The sequence below is a fragment of the Megamonas sp. Calf98-2 genome (assembly GCF_900110235.1).
GTDB lineage: Bacteria > Bacillota > Negativicutes > Selenomonadales > Selenomonadaceae > Megamonas > Megamonas funiformis.
This window is the reverse complement of the sequence record NZ_FOCY01000008.1, coordinates 50,975-69,389: the sequence shown is the minus strand read 5'-3', so window position 1 is coordinate 69,389 and position 18,415 is coordinate 50,975. Positions and strand designations below refer to the sequence as shown.

The 18,415-nt window shown below is 33.1% G+C and carries 14 protein-coding genes, 1 tRNA gene, 2 pseudogenes and 1 other annotated feature; of the genes and pseudogenes, 16 read left to right on the top strand and 1 reads right to left on the bottom strand.

Annotation, left to right across the window (positions count from 1 at the left end; genetic code table 11):
• Positions 1-98 precede the first annotated feature (98 nt).
• From BMX03_RS03835 to BMX03_RS03810, 6 genes and pseudogenes are all read left to right on the top strand, one after another.
• Positions 99-494 (top strand): annotated as a pseudogene (locus BMX03_RS03835) (sulfide/dihydroorotate dehydrogenase-like FAD/NAD-binding protein); the annotation flags it as partial.
• Between the two features lie 16 nt (positions 495-510).
• Positions 511-1,676 (top strand): annotated as a pseudogene (locus BMX03_RS03830) (FAD-dependent oxidoreductase).
• Positions 1,677-1,798: 122 nt separating this feature from the next.
• Positions 1,799-2,365, top strand: a complete 567-nt coding sequence (locus tag BMX03_RS03825) for a 3'-5' exonuclease (RefSeq protein ID WP_091693928.1) — start codon at positions 1,799-1,801, stop codon at positions 2,363-2,365.
• 75 nt (positions 2,366-2,440) lie between these two features.
• A tRNA-Leu gene (locus BMX03_RS03820) sits at positions 2,441-2,525 on the top strand.
• Between the two features lie 174 nt (positions 2,526-2,699).
• On the top strand, positions 2,700-3,263 hold the full coding sequence (locus BMX03_RS03815; RefSeq protein WP_075554732.1) for a flavodoxin family protein: 564 nt from the start codon (positions 2,700-2,702) through the stop codon (positions 3,261-3,263).
• 96 nt (positions 3,264-3,359) lie between these two features.
• The gene (locus tag BMX03_RS03810; RefSeq protein WP_091693925.1) at positions 3,360-4,904 is read left to right on the top strand and encodes a tetratricopeptide repeat protein; all 1,545 of its coding nucleotides are present in this window, start codon (positions 3,360-3,362) and stop codon (positions 4,902-4,904) included.
• Here BMX03_RS03810 and BMX03_RS03805 read toward each other — a convergent pair.
• Complete coding sequence (locus BMX03_RS03805; RefSeq protein ID WP_015562076.1) at positions 4,885-6,219, bottom strand: MATE family efflux transporter; 1,335 nt, start codon at positions 6,217-6,219, stop codon at positions 4,885-4,887. The two genes, BMX03_RS03810 and BMX03_RS03805, sit on opposite strands and share 20 nt — an antisense overlap.
• 146 nt (positions 6,220-6,365) lie before the next feature.
• On the opposite strand from BMX03_RS03805, the gene BMX03_RS03800 reads away from it, so the two are divergent.
• From BMX03_RS03800 to mce, 10 genes are all read left to right on the top strand, one after another.
• Positions 6,366-6,632 (top strand): HPr family phosphocarrier protein, encoded by a 267-nt coding sequence (locus BMX03_RS03800; RefSeq protein ID WP_008539944.1) that lies wholly within the window; start codon positions 6,366-6,368, stop codon positions 6,630-6,632.
• 89 nt (positions 6,633-6,721) lie between these two features.
• Positions 6,722-6,967, top strand: a binding site (T-box leader).
• 90 nt (positions 6,968-7,057) lie between these two features.
• A complete protein-coding gene (locus BMX03_RS03795) occupies positions 7,058-9,712 on the top strand; it encodes a valine--tRNA ligase (protein WP_091693922.1) in 2,655 nt (884 codons plus the stop codon).
• A gap of 31 nt (positions 9,713-9,743) precedes the next feature.
• Positions 9,744-11,036, top strand: a complete 1,293-nt coding sequence (locus BMX03_RS03790; protein WP_022227902.1) for a bifunctional folylpolyglutamate synthase/dihydrofolate synthase — start codon at positions 9,744-9,746, stop codon at positions 11,034-11,036.
• Positions 11,037-11,080: 44 nt separating this feature from the next.
• Entirely contained in the window at positions 11,081-12,307 is a 1,227-nt protein-coding gene (locus BMX03_RS03785; protein WP_091693919.1) for an O-antigen ligase family protein, read from the top strand.
• 44 nt (positions 12,308-12,351) lie between these two features.
• Complete coding sequence (locus BMX03_RS03780) at positions 12,352-12,978, top strand: redox-sensing transcriptional repressor Rex (RefSeq protein WP_008539948.1); 627 nt, start codon at positions 12,352-12,354, stop codon at positions 12,976-12,978.
• 256 nt (positions 12,979-13,234) lie between these two features.
• Complete coding sequence (locus BMX03_RS03775; protein ID WP_008539950.1) at positions 13,235-14,734, top strand: acetyl-CoA hydrolase/transferase family protein; 1,500 nt, start codon at positions 13,235-13,237, stop codon at positions 14,732-14,734.
• Between the two features lie 28 nt (positions 14,735-14,762).
• Positions 14,763-16,415 carry an acyl-CoA mutase large subunit family protein gene (locus BMX03_RS03770; RefSeq protein ID WP_008539952.1) on the top strand — a complete coding sequence of 551 codons (1,653 nt, stop codon included), beginning with the start codon at positions 14,763-14,765 and terminating at the stop codon, positions 16,413-16,415.
• Between the two features lie 28 nt (positions 16,416-16,443).
• Entirely contained in the window at positions 16,444-16,833 is a 390-nt protein-coding gene (locus BMX03_RS03765; protein ID WP_015562071.1) for a cobalamin B12-binding domain-containing protein, read from the top strand.
• A 152-nt stretch (positions 16,834-16,985) separates the two neighbouring features.
• Positions 16,986-17,927 carry a methylmalonyl Co-A mutase-associated GTPase MeaB gene (gene meaB, locus BMX03_RS03760; protein ID WP_075554727.1) on the top strand — a complete coding sequence of 314 codons (942 nt, stop codon included), beginning with the start codon at positions 16,986-16,988 and terminating at the stop codon, positions 17,925-17,927.
• Positions 17,928-17,963: 36 nt separating this feature from the next.
• Positions 17,964-18,386 (top strand): methylmalonyl-CoA epimerase, encoded by a 423-nt coding sequence (gene mce, locus BMX03_RS03755; RefSeq protein WP_018999831.1) that lies wholly within the window; start codon positions 17,964-17,966, stop codon positions 18,384-18,386.
• Positions 18,387-18,415: the final 29 nt, after the last annotated feature.

Here is an 18,415-nt window from a genome sequence, read left to right as displayed (position 1 = left end):
CATCAACCTTCTTTGGAGAGATATAGTAAGACCTGCTATTTTAGTAGGCAAGTATCGTTTGTATCCAAGAATCCCCTGCCTTTAGGCATGGGGAGTATGTCAATACAGATGATGGCTCTTATGGTATAAAAGGATTTGTAACGACAGCACTACAGCAATTAATTGATAAAGGAATTGATATTGCTGAAGTAGTAGCTATTGGACCTGTTATTATGATGAAAACTGTAGCTGATACAACTAGACCATATAATATTAAAACGATTGTTAGTCTAAATCCTATTATGGTAGATGGTACAGGAATGTGTGGCGGTTGCCATGTACAAGTTGGTGATGAAACAAAATTTGCTTGTGTAGATGGGTCAGAATTTGATGGACATTTAGTAGATTTTGTGAATTTGATGGAAAGACAACGTATGTATAGACCTAAAGAGGAAATTGAAAAAGACCATATTTGTCGTTTAGTTAAAAAGGTTGAAGAAATGGAGGAAAAATAATATACCTTTTTTAGTAATGCAAAAACATGAAATGCCAGAATAAGATGCTAATGTTCGCAGAAATAATTTTGATGAAGTGGCTTTAGGATATACAGAAGAATTAGCCTTAGCAGAAGCTAATCGTTGCCTTCATTGTAAAGTGCCACATTGTAGAGAAGGTTGTCCTGTAGATATCGATATACCAGCTTTTATTGCTAAAATAAAGGAAGGCGATTTTGAAGGGGCAAATACAAAAATCAAAGAAGCTAGTAGTTTGCCTGCTATTTGTGAACGCATTTGTCCTCAAGAAAATCAAGATGAAAAATATTGTGTAATGGGAATAAAAGGTAAACCTGTGGGTATTGGTCGTTTGGAAAGATTTGTAGCCGATTATTGCATGCAAAATTGTGAAGAAAAAATAGAAGTGAATTCTGTAGTAGGTAAATTATTCACAGTGGATGAGCTTATGCAAGAATTTAATTTTGATGCTGTATTTATTGCTACAGGAGCAGGTTTACCTCATTTTATGAATATTCCTGGTGAAAATTTAAATGGGGTATATTCTTCAAATGAATTTTTGACAAGATGCAATTTAATGAAAGCATATCGTTTTCCAGAATATGCTACGCCTATTAATGTAGGGAAAAAAGTGGCTGTAGTAGGTGGCGGTAATGTAGCTATGGATTCTGCTCGAACTGCTTTGCGTTTGGGAGCAGAAAAAGTATATATTGTTTATCGTGGAAGTGAAAAAGAATTACCAGCAAGACGTGAAGAAGTAGAACATGCCAAACAAGAAGGTATAGAATTTAAATTATTGAATAACCCTGTAGCTATCTTAGGAGATGAAAAAGGATATGTAAAAGCCATTCGTTGTATAAAAATGAAATTAGGCGAACTTGATGCTTCAGGTCGTAGACGCCCTGTGGAAATAAGTAATTCAGAATTTGATATTGATGTGGATATTGTGGTTATCGCTATTGGTCAAGGGTCAAATCCATTGATACAATCAACTACTCTAGATATGCAGACAAATAAGAGAGGTAATATCATAGCTGATGAAGAAACAGGAAAAACTACAAAAGAAGGTGTCTTTGCTGGTGGCGATATTGTAACAGGAGCTGCAACTGTTATTTTGGCTATGGGTGCAGGTAAAAAACTGCTAAAGCTATTGATGAATATTTGATAGAAAAACGCAATAAATGATAAATTTAAATAGATTGATTTTAGGGTAAAGATATGTTGAACTAAAATCAATCTATTTTTTTTAGAAAAATTTTTTGTTATAATGCTTTTATATTTGAATAGAATTTTTTTAGAGGTAAAAGATGAGTTTGATGAATTTTACAAGTATAGATTTTGAGACAGCTAATAAAAATCGTGATAGTGCGTGTAGTGTAGCTGTAGTTGTTATTGAAAATGGTAGAATGGTGGATAGTTATAATTCACTTATAAGACCGCCAGAAATGTTTTTTGAAGAAGGTAATATAAAAATACATGGCATTACTCCGCAAATGATAGAAAATGCACCTACTTTTGCAGATATATGGAATGATTTACGTATGTATTTAGATAATCGAATAATTATAGCACATAATGCTTTTTTTGATATGGGCGTATTGCGCAGTTGTATTTGGAAATATAATTTAGCTAAACCACAGTTTAAAACAGCATGTACTGTTCAAATTGCTAGAAAAGTATGGCCACAGTTACCAAATCATAAATTGAATACATTGGGAGAATTTTTTCAGATACAATTTAAACATCATGATGCTTTAGATGATGCAAAAGTTTGTGCAAAAATTCCTTTAGTTGCAGGCAGAACTGTAGGTGTGGATAATATGGATAGTTTATTAAGAAAAATAGGTTTAGAAGCAAAAATATTTAAATCATAAAAATTAAAAAAAAGTGTTGACAAAAAACATTTTATAGTGATATAATAAATCTCGCATTCGACGCGAGTGCCAAATGCGGAAGTGGCGGAATTGGCAGACGCGCTAGACTTAGGATCTAGTGTCTTTCGGCGTGCAGGTTCAAGTCCTGTCTTCCGCACCATTTGAAATTATAGGCTTTACAGATTTTCTGTAAAGCCTTTTTTGTTTTTTATAAATTATAAAGTTATATTAATTTAATAAATGAAATCGCATTTTTGAGGTATTATTGATTATTTTTGATTATAAGCATATAATTTAGATAGGATTTATTTCTAGTAAGAAAGGTTGAATTTCAATGAAAGTTTTATTATTAAATGGTAGTAGACGCGAAAAAGGTTGTACATATACAGCTCTTAGTGAAATAGCACAAACTTTAGAAAAACAAGGTATTCAAGCAGAAATAATTCATGCAGTACCAGAAACAGAAATTATTAAAAGTGTTGCAGAGAAAGTAAAAACTGCAGATGGTTTAGTAGTAGGTTCTCCTGTATATTGGGCATCTCCATCTGGAGAAATCATTTCTTTTATGGATAGATTATCTAGCTTAGCAGGTAAAGATTTATTACACAAACCAGCAGCTGCTATCGCTTCCGCTAGACGTGCTGGTACAACTGCAACTTTAGATGTACTTGCTAAATATTTTACTTATCATCAAATGCCAGTAGTTTCTGCAAATTATTGGAATGTAGTACATGGCAATACACCAGATGAAGTGAAAAAAGATGCAGAAGGTATGCAAATTATGCGTGTTTTAGGTAATAATATGGCATGGATTTTAAAATGCATTGAAGCAGGTAAAAATAATGGTGTACAAATACCAGAAACAGAAGCAAAAATAATGACAAATTTCATTCGTTAAAATAGAGTAAACAGAGTTATAACGATTTTTTATTTCGTTATAACTCTTTTTTTGTGGTAAAATATAAATATAGTAGCCGATAAAGAAGGTGTAAACATGGGGAAAAAATCATTATTGACTAAAGAGGATATTGATATATTAGAGTCTTGGACTGATGGATACTTTTACAAGATTTTTTATTATTTAGAAGATTTTGTTAAAAAAGGTATAGAGCAAAAATTGTTTACTTTGGAAGAAGCAAAGGAAGATTTAAATATTGCTTTATGGTATGCATATGCAGGCAATAATATTGATATATATGAATATTATTACAAAGTGATAAATTGGATGCCTTATTCAGAAAAAAATGCTAAAGGCTCAGGTGCATGGTATTATCGTTATTCAGTGGCTTTGACTTATTGCAGTGATTTGGAAAAAGCATATAGTTATGCACAAAAAGGTGTACAAGAAGAAGCTGATTATCCATGGGGTTGGTTGAATTTAGCAAAATTACAATATCATTTTGGCGAAAAAGAAAAAGCAATGGTTTCCATAGAAAAGGGCTTATCTCTTGTGCCGGATGATTATGAATTTAAAGTTTTACAAGAGGAAATAAAGGCAAATTGTAGCTTAGAAGAAATGCTATGTCATTATATAAAGCCAGAAGATGATGCATTTTTTAAAAATCGACAAATGTATAAACAGCATTTAAAAGAGAAAATGCAAGCTGTAGATGGAGTAATTTGTCATGAGGAGTCTTTGCAGAAGGTAAAAGAATTTTTAAAGGGCAATAAATGGCAAGAAAATAATCCTTATTGTACTTGTATGGTAAAGTTAGATGATATAACAGTAAAAATTGTTTTTACCATGAATAGAGCGATGTTATCAAAGATAAATATGGATTGGTTAATTAAAGAGTATACCGACATAAAAGATAATTTATTGACTTATGATAAATATGATGTTGAATATAAATTGCAGGAAATAGAGATAGATAGAGATTATCAAATAAAATTAACTTATTATAATAAAAAGAAAAAATTATCTTTAGTTTTGGCTAAAGATAGTAATAAAAAAGTTCAAGAAAATCATAATGAACATTTAAAAAATGATAAAGAAGTAGAAAATTTAGCTTTGACATTATATAAAAGAGATGAACAATTTTCTTATGTGGAATGTTGGTTTGAAGATGATAAAATCGTTAAACATTATGGTTTAGTTGGCGATAAGGGAGATATCAAAAAATATGAAAATTGTTCAATTGATGATTATAAATTATACTTAAATATCTTCGTAGGACGATATGAAAAATTAGGTTATATCTCATGGCGAGAATTCACGAAAAAGACTTTATTGATGAAAATCACTATAGAAGATAATGAACAAAATTTATGGAAAGAAGAAAATGAAGCGCCGATATATTTCCTTTATGAAATGGTACAAAAAGCTTTAGAAATTAATGTAGTGGGCTTTTTAAATGATTGGGGCTATAGAAGAAATGAAAAGAAAAATCTGTATGAAATCGACTTTTATTTTGATACAGTTGATAAAGATATAGCAGTGAATTTAGTAAAACATGTCATAGAAGTATTTTCAATGAATGCTAAATCAAAGGTAGAAGAAGTCATAGAATTAGTAGAAGTTAAAAATGGAGTTGTTTAATTTTTCGTTTATAATAGACAATGCCAAAAATATCTGCTAACGCCCAACCGATAGGGATAGACCACCAAATACCGATTACTCCGATAGAAGGTATGCTAGCAAGGTAATAGGCAAGTCCTACACGTGTGCCTAATGAAATAATGGTTAAGATTACAGACATGCTAGGGAAGTTAGTAGCACGATAAAATCCATATAATAAAAATAAAATGCCAATGCCAAAATAGAAGCTACCTTCTATGCGGAGATAATCCACACCGATATTGATAATTTCCGTTTCAGAACTATCAATGAAAATTGTCATTAGAGGGCGAGCAAAGATAAAGACGCCAACAGATATAATTAAACAAAATAGGAATGAGATTTTTATAGCAGATTTAATACCTTGTTGAATTCTATCTGTTTTTTTAGCACCGTAGTTTTGCCCAATGAAAGTAGAAAAAGCATTGCCAAAATCTTGTGCAGGCATATAAGCTAGTGAGTCTATTTTTACAGCAACGGTAAAGGCTGCCATTACTGTTGCACCAAAGCTATTTACAAGATTTTGTACGAGTAAAATTCCAAAATTCATTATAGATTGTTGTGTTGATGTTAATAATGAAGAATTAGAAATATCTTTTATCATGGCTAAATCAAATTTGCAATGTTCTTTTTGCGGAATTAATTCAGGGCATTTTTTTATAGTGTAGATTGTTAGACCTAAGGCACAAAAACCTTGAGCTATTACTGTTCCAAGAGCAGAGCCTGCCACACCCATTTGAAAATTAACGACTAAAATAATGGAAAGAATAATATTAAAAAGGGCAGAACTTGCTAAAAAGATAAGTGGTGTTTTTGAATTGCCAATAGCACGAAGTAGACAAGTGAAATAATTATAAACAAAAGAAAAACTAAATCCAATGAAAATAATATAAAGATATGTATAAGTCAAATCGAAAATTTCGCTAGGGACTTGCATAAAATAAATGATTTCATCAATGTAGATAAAAATAAAAATATTTATTATTATTGTAAGTATTAATATTAAGATGAAAGAAATAAAAATACTAGATTTTAATTTAAAATAATCTTTTTCACCATAAAATATCGAAAATAAAGCTCCGCTACCCATACAAAGACCTAATAATACTGAGGTCAAAAAAATGATTAAGGCATAGCTTGCACCAACAGCAGCTAAGGCATCTGTGCCAATAAAATGACCAACAATTAAAGTATCGGAGATATTATATAACTGTTGCATAAGATTGCCTAAAATCATAGGCAGTGAAAATTTTAACATAGTCATCGAAACAGACCCTGTTGTTAAATCATATTTCATAATAAAAGCACCTCGCTTAGACTATAAAGAAAATATATTGCATAAGTTAGAAAATATTTATATAATAAATATAACTAATTAATTGATTAATTTATATTAATACTTAGAATAATGAAAAAATAATTCAAAAGAAAAGAGGAAAACTAATGGAGGCTTTAGTTACGATTATTAATAAATCAGGAGTTCATGCACGACCAGCAGCAATGCTTGCTCAAATGGGACGTAGATATACGTCTAAAATCACATATACAGCAAAAGGTATCACTGCTGATGGGAAAAATATCATTCCTATAATCAATTTAGGATTATCTTGTGGTACACAAGTGCTTATAACTGCTGAAGGTGATGATGAACAAGAAGCTATTAAAGCTTTGAGTGAACTTGTAAATAATCGTTTTGGTGAGCATCAATAATAATATTTATAACACAAATATATTAAGAAGTTAAGAGTTGTCTTCGCTCTGAAATTATGCTAATATATCTTATACAATTTAATGTTTTGTAAAAGACAATGAAAAAGAGAGTATAGATATAATTGAGTTGTGCAGAGAGAAAATTTATAGCTGAAAAATTTTCCAACCCAGTATCTAGAAAGTAGCTTTGGAGTCCTCATACCGAAATAATATTAAGTATGAGCGCAGATACAGCGTTATGTAATGAAGTTTTATCTGAATTTTATGTAGTTGATTTATAAATTTAGATAAGAAAAATTAGGTGGTACCGCGAAGATATCTCTTTCGTCCTTTTATGAGGAATGAAAGAGATTTTTTTGTGTGATTTTTGCCTGATTTAATTGAATAACTTTAGTTTTTGTGTGAAAAATAGGAGGTATTTTTTGATGGAAGAAACAAATATTCCAAAGGTTTATGACCCGCAATCTTTTGAAAAAAAATGGTATCAATATTGGGAAGAAAATAAATTATTCCATGCAGAAGTAGATGAAACTAAAAAACCATTTAGCATTGTAATGCCACCACCAAATGTAACAGGTCAGCTTCATATGGGACATGCTATGGATAATACTTTGCAAGATATTTTAATTCGTTTTAGAAGAATGCAAGGATACAATACTTTATGGATGCCTGGTACTGACCATGCAGGTATAGCAACTCAAGCAAAAGTAGATGCACAACTTCGTGAACAAGGTGTATCTCGTTATGATATTGGTAGAGAAAAATTCTTAGAACATGCTTGGGCATGGAAAGAAAAATATGGCAATCGCATAAAATATCAAATTCGTACACTTGGTTCTTCTTGTGATTGGGATAGAGAACGTTTCACTATGGATGAAGGTTGCTCTCATGCCGTTCGTGAAGTATTTGTACAATTATATAAAAAAGGTTTAATTTATCAAGGTAAACGCATAACTAACTGGTGCCCACACTGCAATACAGCACTTAGCGATATTGAAGTAGAACATCAAAATGAACAAGGTCATTTATATCATTTAAAATATCAAGTTGAAGGCGAAGATAGATTTGTAGAAATCGCTACAACTCGTCCTGAAACTATGTTTGGTGATACTGGCGTAGCTGTTCACCCTGATGATGAACGCTATAGCGATTTAGTAGGTAAAACTTTAATTTTACCAATCGTTGGTCGTCGTATACCACTTTTTGCTGATAGTTATGTAGACCCACAATTTGGTACTGGTGCAGTAAAAGTAACACCAGCTCATGACCCTAATGACTTTGATATGGGTGCTCGCCATAATTTAGAACAGATTGTAGTAATTAATAATGATGGTACAATGGCAGAAAATACTGGTAAATATGCTGGTCTTGACCGTTATGAATGCCGTAAACAATTAATCGAAGATTTAAAACAACAAGGTTATTTAATCAGCATTGAAGAACATGAACATGCAGTAGGTCATTGTTCTCGTTGCTCAACAACTGTAGAACCACTTGTATCTAAACAGTGGTTTGTAAAAATGGAATCTTTGGCAAAACCTGCAGCTGAAGCTGTAAAATCTGGCAAAATTAAATTTGTTCCAGAAAGATTTTCTAAAATCTATTGCAATTGGTTAGATAATATACGTGATTGGTGTATCTCTCGTCAGCTTTGGTGGGGTCATCGTATTCCAGCATGGTATTGTGATGATTGCGGTGCAACTATCGTAGAAAATGAAGATGTAACAGTTTGTCCTCATTGTGGTAGCAAACATGTTCATCAAGATGAAGATGTACTTGATACATGGTTTAGCTCTGGTCTTTGGCCATTTGAAACTATGGGTTGGCCAGAACAAACAGCAGAATTAAAACAATTCTATCCAACAAGTGTACTTGTTACAGGATATGACATTATTTTCTTCTGGGTAGCTCGTATGGTAATGATGGGCTTAGAATTTGGTAAAGATATTCCATTTAAACATGTATTTATTCATGGTCTTGTACGTGATAGTCAAGGTCGTAAAATGAGTAAATCTTTAGGTAATGGTATTGACCCTGTTGAAGTAATTGAAAAATATGGTGCAGATACACTTCGCTTTATGCTCATCACAGGTAATACACCTGGTAATGATATGCGTTTTTATTGGGAACGTGTAGAATCTGCTCGTAACTTCGCTAATAAATTATGGAATGCTTCTCGTTTCATGCTTATGAATCTTGAAGGTTTTGACAAAACTTTTGTTCCAGAAGCTAGCGACTATACTTTAGCAGATAAATGGATTTTAAGCCGTTATGCTAAAACTTCTATCAGCATTACTGAAAACCTAGAAAAATTTGAATTAGGTGAAGCTGGTCGTTCTTTATATGACTTCATTTGGAATGAATTCTGTGATTGGTATATTGAACTTAGCAAAGCTCGTCTTTACGATAAAGAAAATGTTCGTCCACGTAAAGTAGCTCAATATGTTTTAGGTTATGTACTTGAACATACACTTCGCTTATTACATCCATTTATGCCATTTATTACAGAAGAAATTTGGCAACACATTCCACATGAAGGTAAGAGTATCATGGTAGCTGATTGGCCAACAGGTGAAGAAGCAAAACTTGATGATGCAAGCGAAGTAGAAATGACTACTATCATGGAAACAATCAAAGCTATCCGTAATATGAGAGCTGAAGTAAATGCAGCACCAAGCAAAAAAACAGAAGTAATTCTTCATTTAAGTGATGAAAGCTTAACTGATGTATTTGCTAAAAATAGTGGATATTTAGAAACATTAGCTTCTGCTAAAAATGTAACTATTTTAGCAAAAGATGATGCAAAACCAGAAAATGCAATGACAGCAGTAGTAAATGGTGTAGAAATTTATTTACCTTTAGCAGGTTTAATTGATGTAGAAAAAGAAACTGCTCGTTTAAATAAAGAATTAGCTACATTAGATAAAGAAGTATCACGTCTTGATAAAAAACTTTCTAACGCAGGCTTTATTGCCAAAGCACCTGCTGATATTGTAGAGAAAGAAAAAGAAAAATTAAAAGGTTATGAAGAAAAACGTGAAGCAGTAAAACAACGTTTGGCATATTTAGCAACTCTTTAATTTTAGATTTTTTTATGAAAGGCGTAATAAAATGAATTATCTAGAATCGCTAGAATATCTAGATGAGCTTAGTACCTTTGGTACTAAGCTTGGTCTAGGTCGCATTAAACAATTGGTAACTTATTTAGACAATCCACAAACAAGATATAAAACTATACACATAACAGGAACTAACGGAAAAGGTTCAACAAGTTCTATGTTATCTAGTATTTTAACAACATCTAATATTAAAACAGGTTTGTATATTTCACCTCATTTAGTATCATATACAGAACGTATTCAAATAGACGGAAATCCTATAAGCGAAGAAGATTTTGCTGATTGTATTAGTGCTGTTAAAACTTTTGTGGATAAAATGGTTGAAGATGGCGAAGAGTCACCTACACAGTTTGAAGTTATTACAGCAGCGGCATTTTTGTATTTTGCGATTAATAAAGTAGAATATGCTGTCATCGAAGTAGGATTAGGTGGATTATTAGATTCTACTAATGTGGTAAAACCAGAAGTTAGCGTCATCACAAATGTGGCATTTGAACATGCTCATCTATGTGGGGGAACTTTAGAAGGTATAGCAGAGCATAAAGCAGGTATTATAAAAGATGGTGTACCTGTGGTTACAGCAGCAAAAGATATATCATTAGATATAATCAATCAAACAGCTGAAGAAAAAAATGCTGATATTTTCATAGCAAATAATGATTTTTCAGCTATGTTTGTGAATTTTGATGGGCAGTATCAAGAATTAAAATTTAGTTCTGAATTATTAGGAGTTAATTTCAATTATAAATTGAAATTATTAGGTGACCATCAAATAGAAAATAGTTCTTTAGCTATTATGACCGCTAGTATCTTAGGTAATAATGATGAACGTATTACTAGAGAAAATATCATTGATGGTTTAGCATTAGCAAAATGGCCAGCACGTTTTGAAGTATTTAATTTTGATGGACAGATTTGCATAGTAGATGGCGCTCATAATCCAGCAGGTATGATGATACTTCGTCAAAATTTAGATAAATATTATCCAAATGAAAAAAGAGTTATTCTTTTAGGTATATTAAAAGATAAAGACATAGATACTATGCTTATTGATTTATTGCGTGATGATGATGAAATCGTTATAACTACTCCAAATTCAGAAAGAAAAGCTTCTCCTGAATATATTGCAAGTAAGATATCAAATCATCGTGTAGAGACTTTTAATAATATGCAAGAAGCTTTAACTTTAGCTCGTCAGTGGGCAGGTAAAGATAAAGTTTTATGTATAACAGGTTCTTTATATTTGACAGGTGAACTGAGAAATATTTTAGTCAATGAAGCATGATTTTAGTAAAGGTATTTTTAGCTTTTAGAGTAGTAGGTGTATAGGTGGATATATTTAAAAAAAATAGATTGAATAATGATTGTAAACGATTGATGTTTTACATTGTTATAGCTATGGCAACAATGTTACCTTTTTCCTATGTTATATCAAGTCTATTGTTAGTAGCTGGCTGGGGTGTTTTTGCCTATAAATCATTTAAGGGATTTTTTGAATGGAAACGTACAATACTTGATTTTCCCATTATGATTTTTGTGATTATATCTTTTTTATCCGTTTTAGTATCACCAGATTCAGCATTTAGTTTTTACAATTGCTATAATTTAGTTGGTCGATATGTACTTACATATTACTTAGTTGTGCAAAGTATAGATTTAAAAAATATAGGACAATTAAAAGTATTTTTAAGCTGTATAAGCTTATCTTTATTTATTGTTGTAATATATGGTTTTATGCAAGCATTTTTAGGTATAGGACTAACTTCTGAGCAAATAGTATGGACTGATGGAGCAATGTTTCCTGGATTAAAAACGAGAGTATTTTCCACATGGCAAAATCCTAATTTATTAGGTGGCTACTTTGATTTGATGTTAGGCTTGATGGCTGGAATGTTTTTATTGATAAAACATAAAATCGTTCGCATTGTAATCGCAATTTTATTCTGTTTAACAGCCTTTTGTTTGACCTTGACATATGCTAGAGGGGCTTGTCTAAGTATTGCCTTAGTAATCTTTGTCTATAGTATTTTATATAATCGAAAAGTATTATTAGCATTGATAGGATTAGCTGTCATCTTATTGCTTTCAGATGCAACTTTAGTGGATAGAATGACATCTATTTTTACGAAAATGGATACATCTTCAGAAATGCGTCTTGCTTTTTGGGAAAGTACTATAGCGATGATTTTAGACCACCCATTATTGGGTATAGGTTGGGGTTCATATTTTATGGTTTATCCTAATTATGATTATTATATGCAGGGGAATTTTATAAAAATTGTACATGCACATAATATGTATTTGAATTTTATGGCTGAAATTGGTTTATTTGGTTTTGCAAGTTATATGGTTTGTTTCTTTGGTGTAATTTACAAAGCCTTTAAAGCACACGTTATGAAATTAGATATATTGGTTAAAGCTATGTTTTTAGGCATAGGTTTAGGTTTATCTGCATTGGCATTAAATGGTTTTACAGATTATGTAATGTTTAATACAGAATTATCTATGCTTGTATGGCTATTTTCAGGAATTGTAGTTTCTGGATATAAAAATTAAATTAATAATATTATTTAAACTCAAGCCTTAAAGGAGTGAATGCAGTGAAAGAACAAACTATTTCTAAAGCAACTATTGATAGATTACCACTATATTATAGAACTTTGAGATTGGCTCAAGATGATGGCATGGATATCATCTCATCAGATGAATTAGGCCGTCGATTAGAATTAACACCGGAGCAAATTAGAAAAGATTTAGCTTTATTTGGTCAGTTTGGTAAAAAGGGAGTTGGCTATTATGTCAATGAACTTAAATTTAATGTAGGCAAGATTTTAGGGCTTGATAATCATTGGAATATTGCAATCGTAGGGATTGGTCATTTAGGTGTGGCTTTGGCTAATTATCAAAATTTTATTGCTTTAGGTTTTAATCTAGTAGCATTATTTGATAATGACCCCAATATTATTGGAAAGACAGTAAATCATGTAAAAGTAAAAAGCATTGATGAATTGCAAAGTTGTGCTAAAAATCTGAAGATAGATATTGGGGTTATTGCAGTACCTGCTCAATTTGCACAACAGGTCGCTGATAAATTAGTTAAAGCAAATATAAAAGGAATATGGAACTTTGCTCCTGTAAAAATGAGAGTCCCTGAAGATGTGAAAATTGTTAATGAAGATTTATCTGTGGGACTTAGTAGATTGTCGTATTATATTACAGGAAAATAGCTTTCTTTTCCTATAGTAAAACTTGACGCTTTTCCCTAGTAGTGGTATGCTTTTGTTAGTGATATGCGTTATTATTTATTAAAAGATGGAGTGTTGATTTTTTATAATTTTTATTTATTTTTTATTGAAAAATTATAAATAAAAAAATTTATTTCATAAATGATACAATAATCTTTGATTATCGTATTAGACAATGATATAATGGAACACGACATAATAATGCAACAATATATTTTGGTAAGGAGGAGAATTTTTAATGATTGACATTTTAGATCGTGTGCGTAATAAAGCTTTGCATGCGAAAATTGTCAGTGCACAAGAAGCTGCTGAGTTAATTAAACCAGGCATGAATGTGGGAACTAGTGGATTTACACCATCTGGTTATCCTAAAGCTGTACCTTTGGCTCTTGCTGAACGCATGAAAGAACACCCATTTAAAATTAATTTATATACAGGTGCTTCTGTAGGACCAGAACTTGATGGTGCACTTTGTGAAGTTAATGGTATCGATAAACGTATGCCATATCAAACTAACAAATTATTAAGAAATTTAATAAACTCTGGTGAAATCTCTTATAGCGATTTACATCTTAGTGAATCCGCTCAGTTATTACGTTATGGTTTCTATGGTAAACTAGATGTTGCTATCGTAGAAGCTTGTGCTATTACAGAAGAAGGTAATATTATCCCAACAACATCTATGGGTAATACAGCTTCTTTCGTTCAACAAGCAGATATGGTTATAGTAGAAGTTAATACTAGCCAACCATTAGAACTCGAAGGTATGCATGACGTTTATGTGCCTCTTGATCCACCACATCGTCTTCCAATTCCTATTGTTAAGGCTAACGACCGTATTGGTACACCTTACATACCTTGCACTCCAGATAAAATTAAATGCATTGTTCCTTGTGATATTACAGATAAAACTCGTCCATTTGGCGAAATTAGTGAAGCTGATCACAAAATGTCTGAATATATCATTGAACTTCTTCAAGATGAAGTTAAAAAAGGTCATATGCCTAAAAATCTCTTACCATTACAATCTGGTGTAGGTAATGTAGCAAATGCAGTAATCAGCGGTTTCGTTGATTCTGATTTAAAAGACTTATCTGTATATACAGAAGTTATCCAAGATGGTATGTTTGACTTAATTGATGCTGGTAAATTAAACTTTGCATCTGGTACAGCATTATCTCCATCTCCAGACGGATTAAAACGTTTCTATGAAAATATCAAAGAATATAGAAAACATCTTTTACTTCGTCCACAGGAAATTTCCAATAGCCCAGAAGTTGTAAGAAGAATTGGTGTTATTGCTATGAATACTGCTATTGAATGCGATATTTATGGTAATATAAACTCCACCCATATCATGGGTACAAAAATGATGAATGGTATTGGTGGTTCTGGTGACTTCGCTAGAAACGCTTACCTTACTTGCTTCTTTACAGCATCTACTGCTAAAAACGGTCTTATCTCTTCTATCGTTCCTATGTGCTCTCATGTTGACCATACAGAACATGATGTAGATATCATCGTTACAGAACAAGGTTTAGCTGACTTAAGAGGTCTTGCTCCACGCGAAAGAGCTCGTGAAGTTATTAACAAATGTGCTCATCCAGATTATAAACCTATGTTAATGGATTATTTGGAAAGAGCAGAAGCTGCAACAAAACATGCACAAACTCCACATATTATTAAAGAAGCTTTGTCCTGGCATGAAAAATTCATGGAAACAGGTTCAATGAAATAATAACCTTTTTAGGGAGGAATTTAAAATTATGAGCAATGAAAAAGAAAAAATCCAAGCTGGCTTAGCTGAATATAACGCTAGTGTAGAAAAGACAGTTGCAAGATTCCCAGAACGTGGACATCTTCCAGAACAACGTTTATATACTCCACTTGACATTGAAGGTACTGACTACACAGAAGAAATTGGTTTCCCTGGTATGTATCCTTATACTCGTGGTGTTCAGCCTACTATGTATCGTGGTCGTTTCTGGACAATGCGTATGTATGCAGGTTTCTCCACTGCTGAAGAATCCAACAAACGTTATCGTTATTTAATTGAATCCGGTGCTACAGGTCTTTCTTGTGCATTTGACCTTCCAACTCAGATTGGTTATGACTCTACTGATGATATCTCCGAAGGTGAAGTTGGTAAAGTTGGTGTTGCTATCGACTCCTTAGCAGATATGGAAATTCTCTTCGATCAGATCGATCTTGGTAAAGTTTCCACTTCTATGACTATCAACGCTCCTGCATCCGTACTTTTAGCTATGTACATTGCAGTTGCTGAAAAACAGGGGGTACCTGCTGATCAATTAAAAGGTACAATCCAGAACGATATTCTTAAAGAATATGCTGCTCGTGGAACATATATCTTCCCACCACGTCCATCTATGCGTCTTATCACTAACATCTTTGAATATTGCTCTAAATATGTACCAAAATGGAACACAATCTCCATTTCCGGTTACCATATTCGTGAAGCTGGTTCTACTGCTTCTCAGGAAATCGCATTTACTATTGCTGATGGTATCGCTTACGTTGAAGCAGCTATCAAAGCTGGTCTTGACGTTGATGCTTTCGCAGGTCGTCTCTCCTTCTTCTGGAATGCTCATAACAACGTACTTGAAGAAGTTGCAAAATTCCGTGCTTCCCGTCGTATCTGGGCTAAAGTTATGAAAGAAAGATTTGGCGCTAAAAAAGCTAAATCCATGATGCTTCGTGTTCATACACAAACAGCTGGTTCCATGCTTACAGCTCAACAGCCTAACAACAACATTATCCGTGTTGCTTTACAGACTGCAGCTGCTGTTATGGGTGGTACTCAGTCCCTTCATACAAACTCCCGTGATGAAGCACTTGCTCTTCCTACAGAAGAATCCGTAATGATCGCTTTACGTACTCAACAGATTGTTGCATATGAAAGTGGTTTAGCTGATGTTGTAGATCCACTTGCTGGTTCCTACTATGTTGAAGCTATGACTAACAGAATCGAAAAAGAAGCTTGGGATTACATCAAAAAAATCGACGAAATTGGCGGCGCAGTATCTGCAATTGAAAAAGGCTATATCCAGAAAGAAATTCAGGATAGTGCTTACAAATGGCAAATGGATGTTGAATCTGGTGCTAGAACAATTGTCGGCGTAAACAAATTCCAGATCGAAGAAAAACCAGTTGAAGGTCTTCTCAAAGTTGACGCTTCCGTTGGTGAAAAACAGAAAGCTAAAGTTGAAGCTATGAAAGCTAAACGTGACAACGCTGCTGTAGAAGCTGCTCTTGCTGACTTAGAAGCTGCTTGTAAAGATGAAAACGAAAATCTTATGCCTCATATCCTCGCTGCCGTTAAAACTTATGCAACTCTCGGAGAAATCTGTGGCGTAATGCGTAAAGTATTCGGCGAATATGAAGCACATGTAAATCTTTAATAAGTGAAGATATTTGGAGGTAAATATAATGATTAGAGTATTAGTAGCAAAACCAGGTTTAGATGGTCATGACCGCGGAGCAAAAGTTGTAGCACGTGCTCTTCGCGATGCAGGCTTTGAAGTAATTTATACAGGTCTTCGTCAGACTCCTGAACAGATTGCAGAAGCAGCTTTACAGGAAGACGTTAATGTAGTTGCTATGAGTATCCTTTCTGGTGCTCATCCACATCTTTTCCCTAAAGTTGTAAAACTTGTTAGAGAAAAAGGCATGAACGATGTATTAATCATCGGCGGTGGTGTTATTCCAGAAGGCGATATCCCAGCTCTTAAAGAAGCAGGTGTTGCAGAAGTATTTACTCCTGGTACACCAACAACTGACGTTATTGAATTCATCAAAGCTCATGTAAAAGAAGCTTAATTTTTAACAGTTAACGTTATTAATTAAATAATATAAAGAAAATCATCTTGTCTTTCTTAGTCTCTATAAGGAGACAAGATGATTTTTAATATAAATGTATTTGTGGCTTCTGTGCATAAGGGACAGGAGCTGACATCAAAGGTGGTGCTTATATGGATATAGCTCAAGAATTGTTAAATGGAAATCGTTTAGCATTAACTCGTGCAATCACAGCAATTGAAAATGAAACAGATGTTGCAGTAGAAATCATGAAAAAACTGTATCCACATACTGGGCATGCCTTTGTCCTTGGTATTACTGGCCCACCAGGTGCAGGTAAATCCACTCTTACCGATAGACTCGCAAGAGCTTATCGTAATCAGGGAAAAACAGTTGGTATTATAGCTATTGACCCAACTAGTCCATTCACAGGCGGAGCTATCTTAGGTGACCGTATAAGAATGAACAGCTTAACCCTCGATGAAGGTGTCTTTATCCGTAGTATGGGGACAAGAGGTAGCTTAGGCGGCTTATCTCATAAAACAGCTGATGCAATAAAAGCTATGGATGCTTTTGGCAAAGATGTAATTATTGTAGAAACTGTAGGGGTAGGACAATCTGAGGTTGATATCGTTAAAGCGGCTGATACTACTATGGTTGTAATGGTACCAGGCCTTGGTGATGATATCCAAGCTATAAAAGCAGGAATATTGGAAATTGGTGATATCTTCACTATCAATAAAGCAGATCTTGATGGTGCAGATAAATTATATACAGAGCTTAATATGATGCTAGACCTTGATGGAGAAACACCAGATTGGCGTCCTCCAGTTAAAAAAGTCATGGCTAGTAGAGGCGAAGGTATTAATGAATTAATAGATACAATTACTGAACATCAAAATTATTTAGTAGAAAGTGGAACATTAGCTATTAGACGTCATAAACGTGCTAAAAATGAGTTGTTGGACCGCTTGAGTGCATCTATTGGTTCTTATATAACAAAACATATTGTAGAAACTGGCGAATTAGATGCTTATGTAAAAGATATTGAAACTCGTCAGAATGACCCATATACAGTAGTTAATACTATTATGGATAATATGTTAAAAAAATAATTTAGATATAATATTTATATCAGGAGGGTTTTATCAATGAAAATCAACAGAGTTGACCATATCGGTATTGCTGTACCAAATCTTCAAGAAGCAAAAAAATTCTATGAAGAAGTTTTAGGTATTAAAATCACTAAAGAAGATGAAGTTATCGAAGATCAGAAAGTAAAAGTAAGCTTCGTTCCATGCGGTGAAGTTGAACTCGAACTTTTAGAATCCACAACTGAAGATGGCCCAATTGCAAAATATCTTGCAAAAAATGGTGGCCGTTCTGGTATTCAGCACGTTGCATTAAATGTTGATAACATTGAAGAAGCTATCGCTGAAATGAAAGAAAAAGGCGTTCGTATGATTGATGAACAACCTCGTTACGGCGCTGGCAATTCCAGCATTGCATTCGTTCATCCAAAAGCTAGCGGTATCTTAGTTGAACTTGCTCAGCGTTTAGATGAAACAAAATAATCTATATTAAATTTTTTAATAGATATAGA

What these genes read in the sequence shown, in the direction of transcription:
- BMX03_RS03825 (WP_091693928.1), top strand. Translation starts at nt 1,799, where the DNA reads ATGAGTTTGATGAATTTTACAAGTATAGATTTTGAGACAGCTAATAAA.
- BMX03_RS03815 (WP_075554732.1), top strand. Translation starts at nt 2,700, where the DNA reads ATGAAAGTTTTATTATTAAATGGTAGTAGACGCGAAAAAGGTTGTACA.
- BMX03_RS03810 (WP_091693925.1), top strand. Translation starts at nt 3,360, where the DNA reads ATGGGGAAAAAATCATTATTGACTAAAGAGGATATTGATATATTAGAG.
- BMX03_RS03805 (WP_015562076.1), bottom strand. Translation starts at nt 6,219, where the DNA reads ATGAAATATGATTTAACAACAGGGTCTGTTTCGATGACTATGTTAAAA.
- BMX03_RS03800 (WP_008539944.1), top strand. Translation starts at nt 6,366, where the DNA reads ATGGAGGCTTTAGTTACGATTATTAATAAATCAGGAGTTCATGCACGA.
- BMX03_RS03795 (WP_091693922.1), top strand. Translation starts at nt 7,058, where the DNA reads ATGGAAGAAACAAATATTCCAAAGGTTTATGACCCGCAATCTTTTGAA.
- BMX03_RS03790 (WP_022227902.1), top strand. Translation starts at nt 9,744, where the DNA reads ATGAATTATCTAGAATCGCTAGAATATCTAGATGAGCTTAGTACCTTT.
- BMX03_RS03775 (WP_008539950.1), top strand. Translation starts at nt 13,235, where the DNA reads ATGATTGACATTTTAGATCGTGTGCGTAATAAAGCTTTGCATGCGAAA.
- BMX03_RS03770 (WP_008539952.1), top strand. Translation starts at nt 14,763, where the DNA reads ATGAGCAATGAAAAAGAAAAAATCCAAGCTGGCTTAGCTGAATATAAC.
- BMX03_RS03765 (WP_015562071.1), top strand. Translation starts at nt 16,444, where the DNA reads ATGATTAGAGTATTAGTAGCAAAACCAGGTTTAGATGGTCATGACCGC.
- meaB (WP_075554727.1), top strand. Translation starts at nt 16,986, where the DNA reads ATGGATATAGCTCAAGAATTGTTAAATGGAAATCGTTTAGCATTAACT.
- mce (WP_018999831.1), top strand. Translation starts at nt 17,964, where the DNA reads ATGAAAATCAACAGAGTTGACCATATCGGTATTGCTGTACCAAATCTT.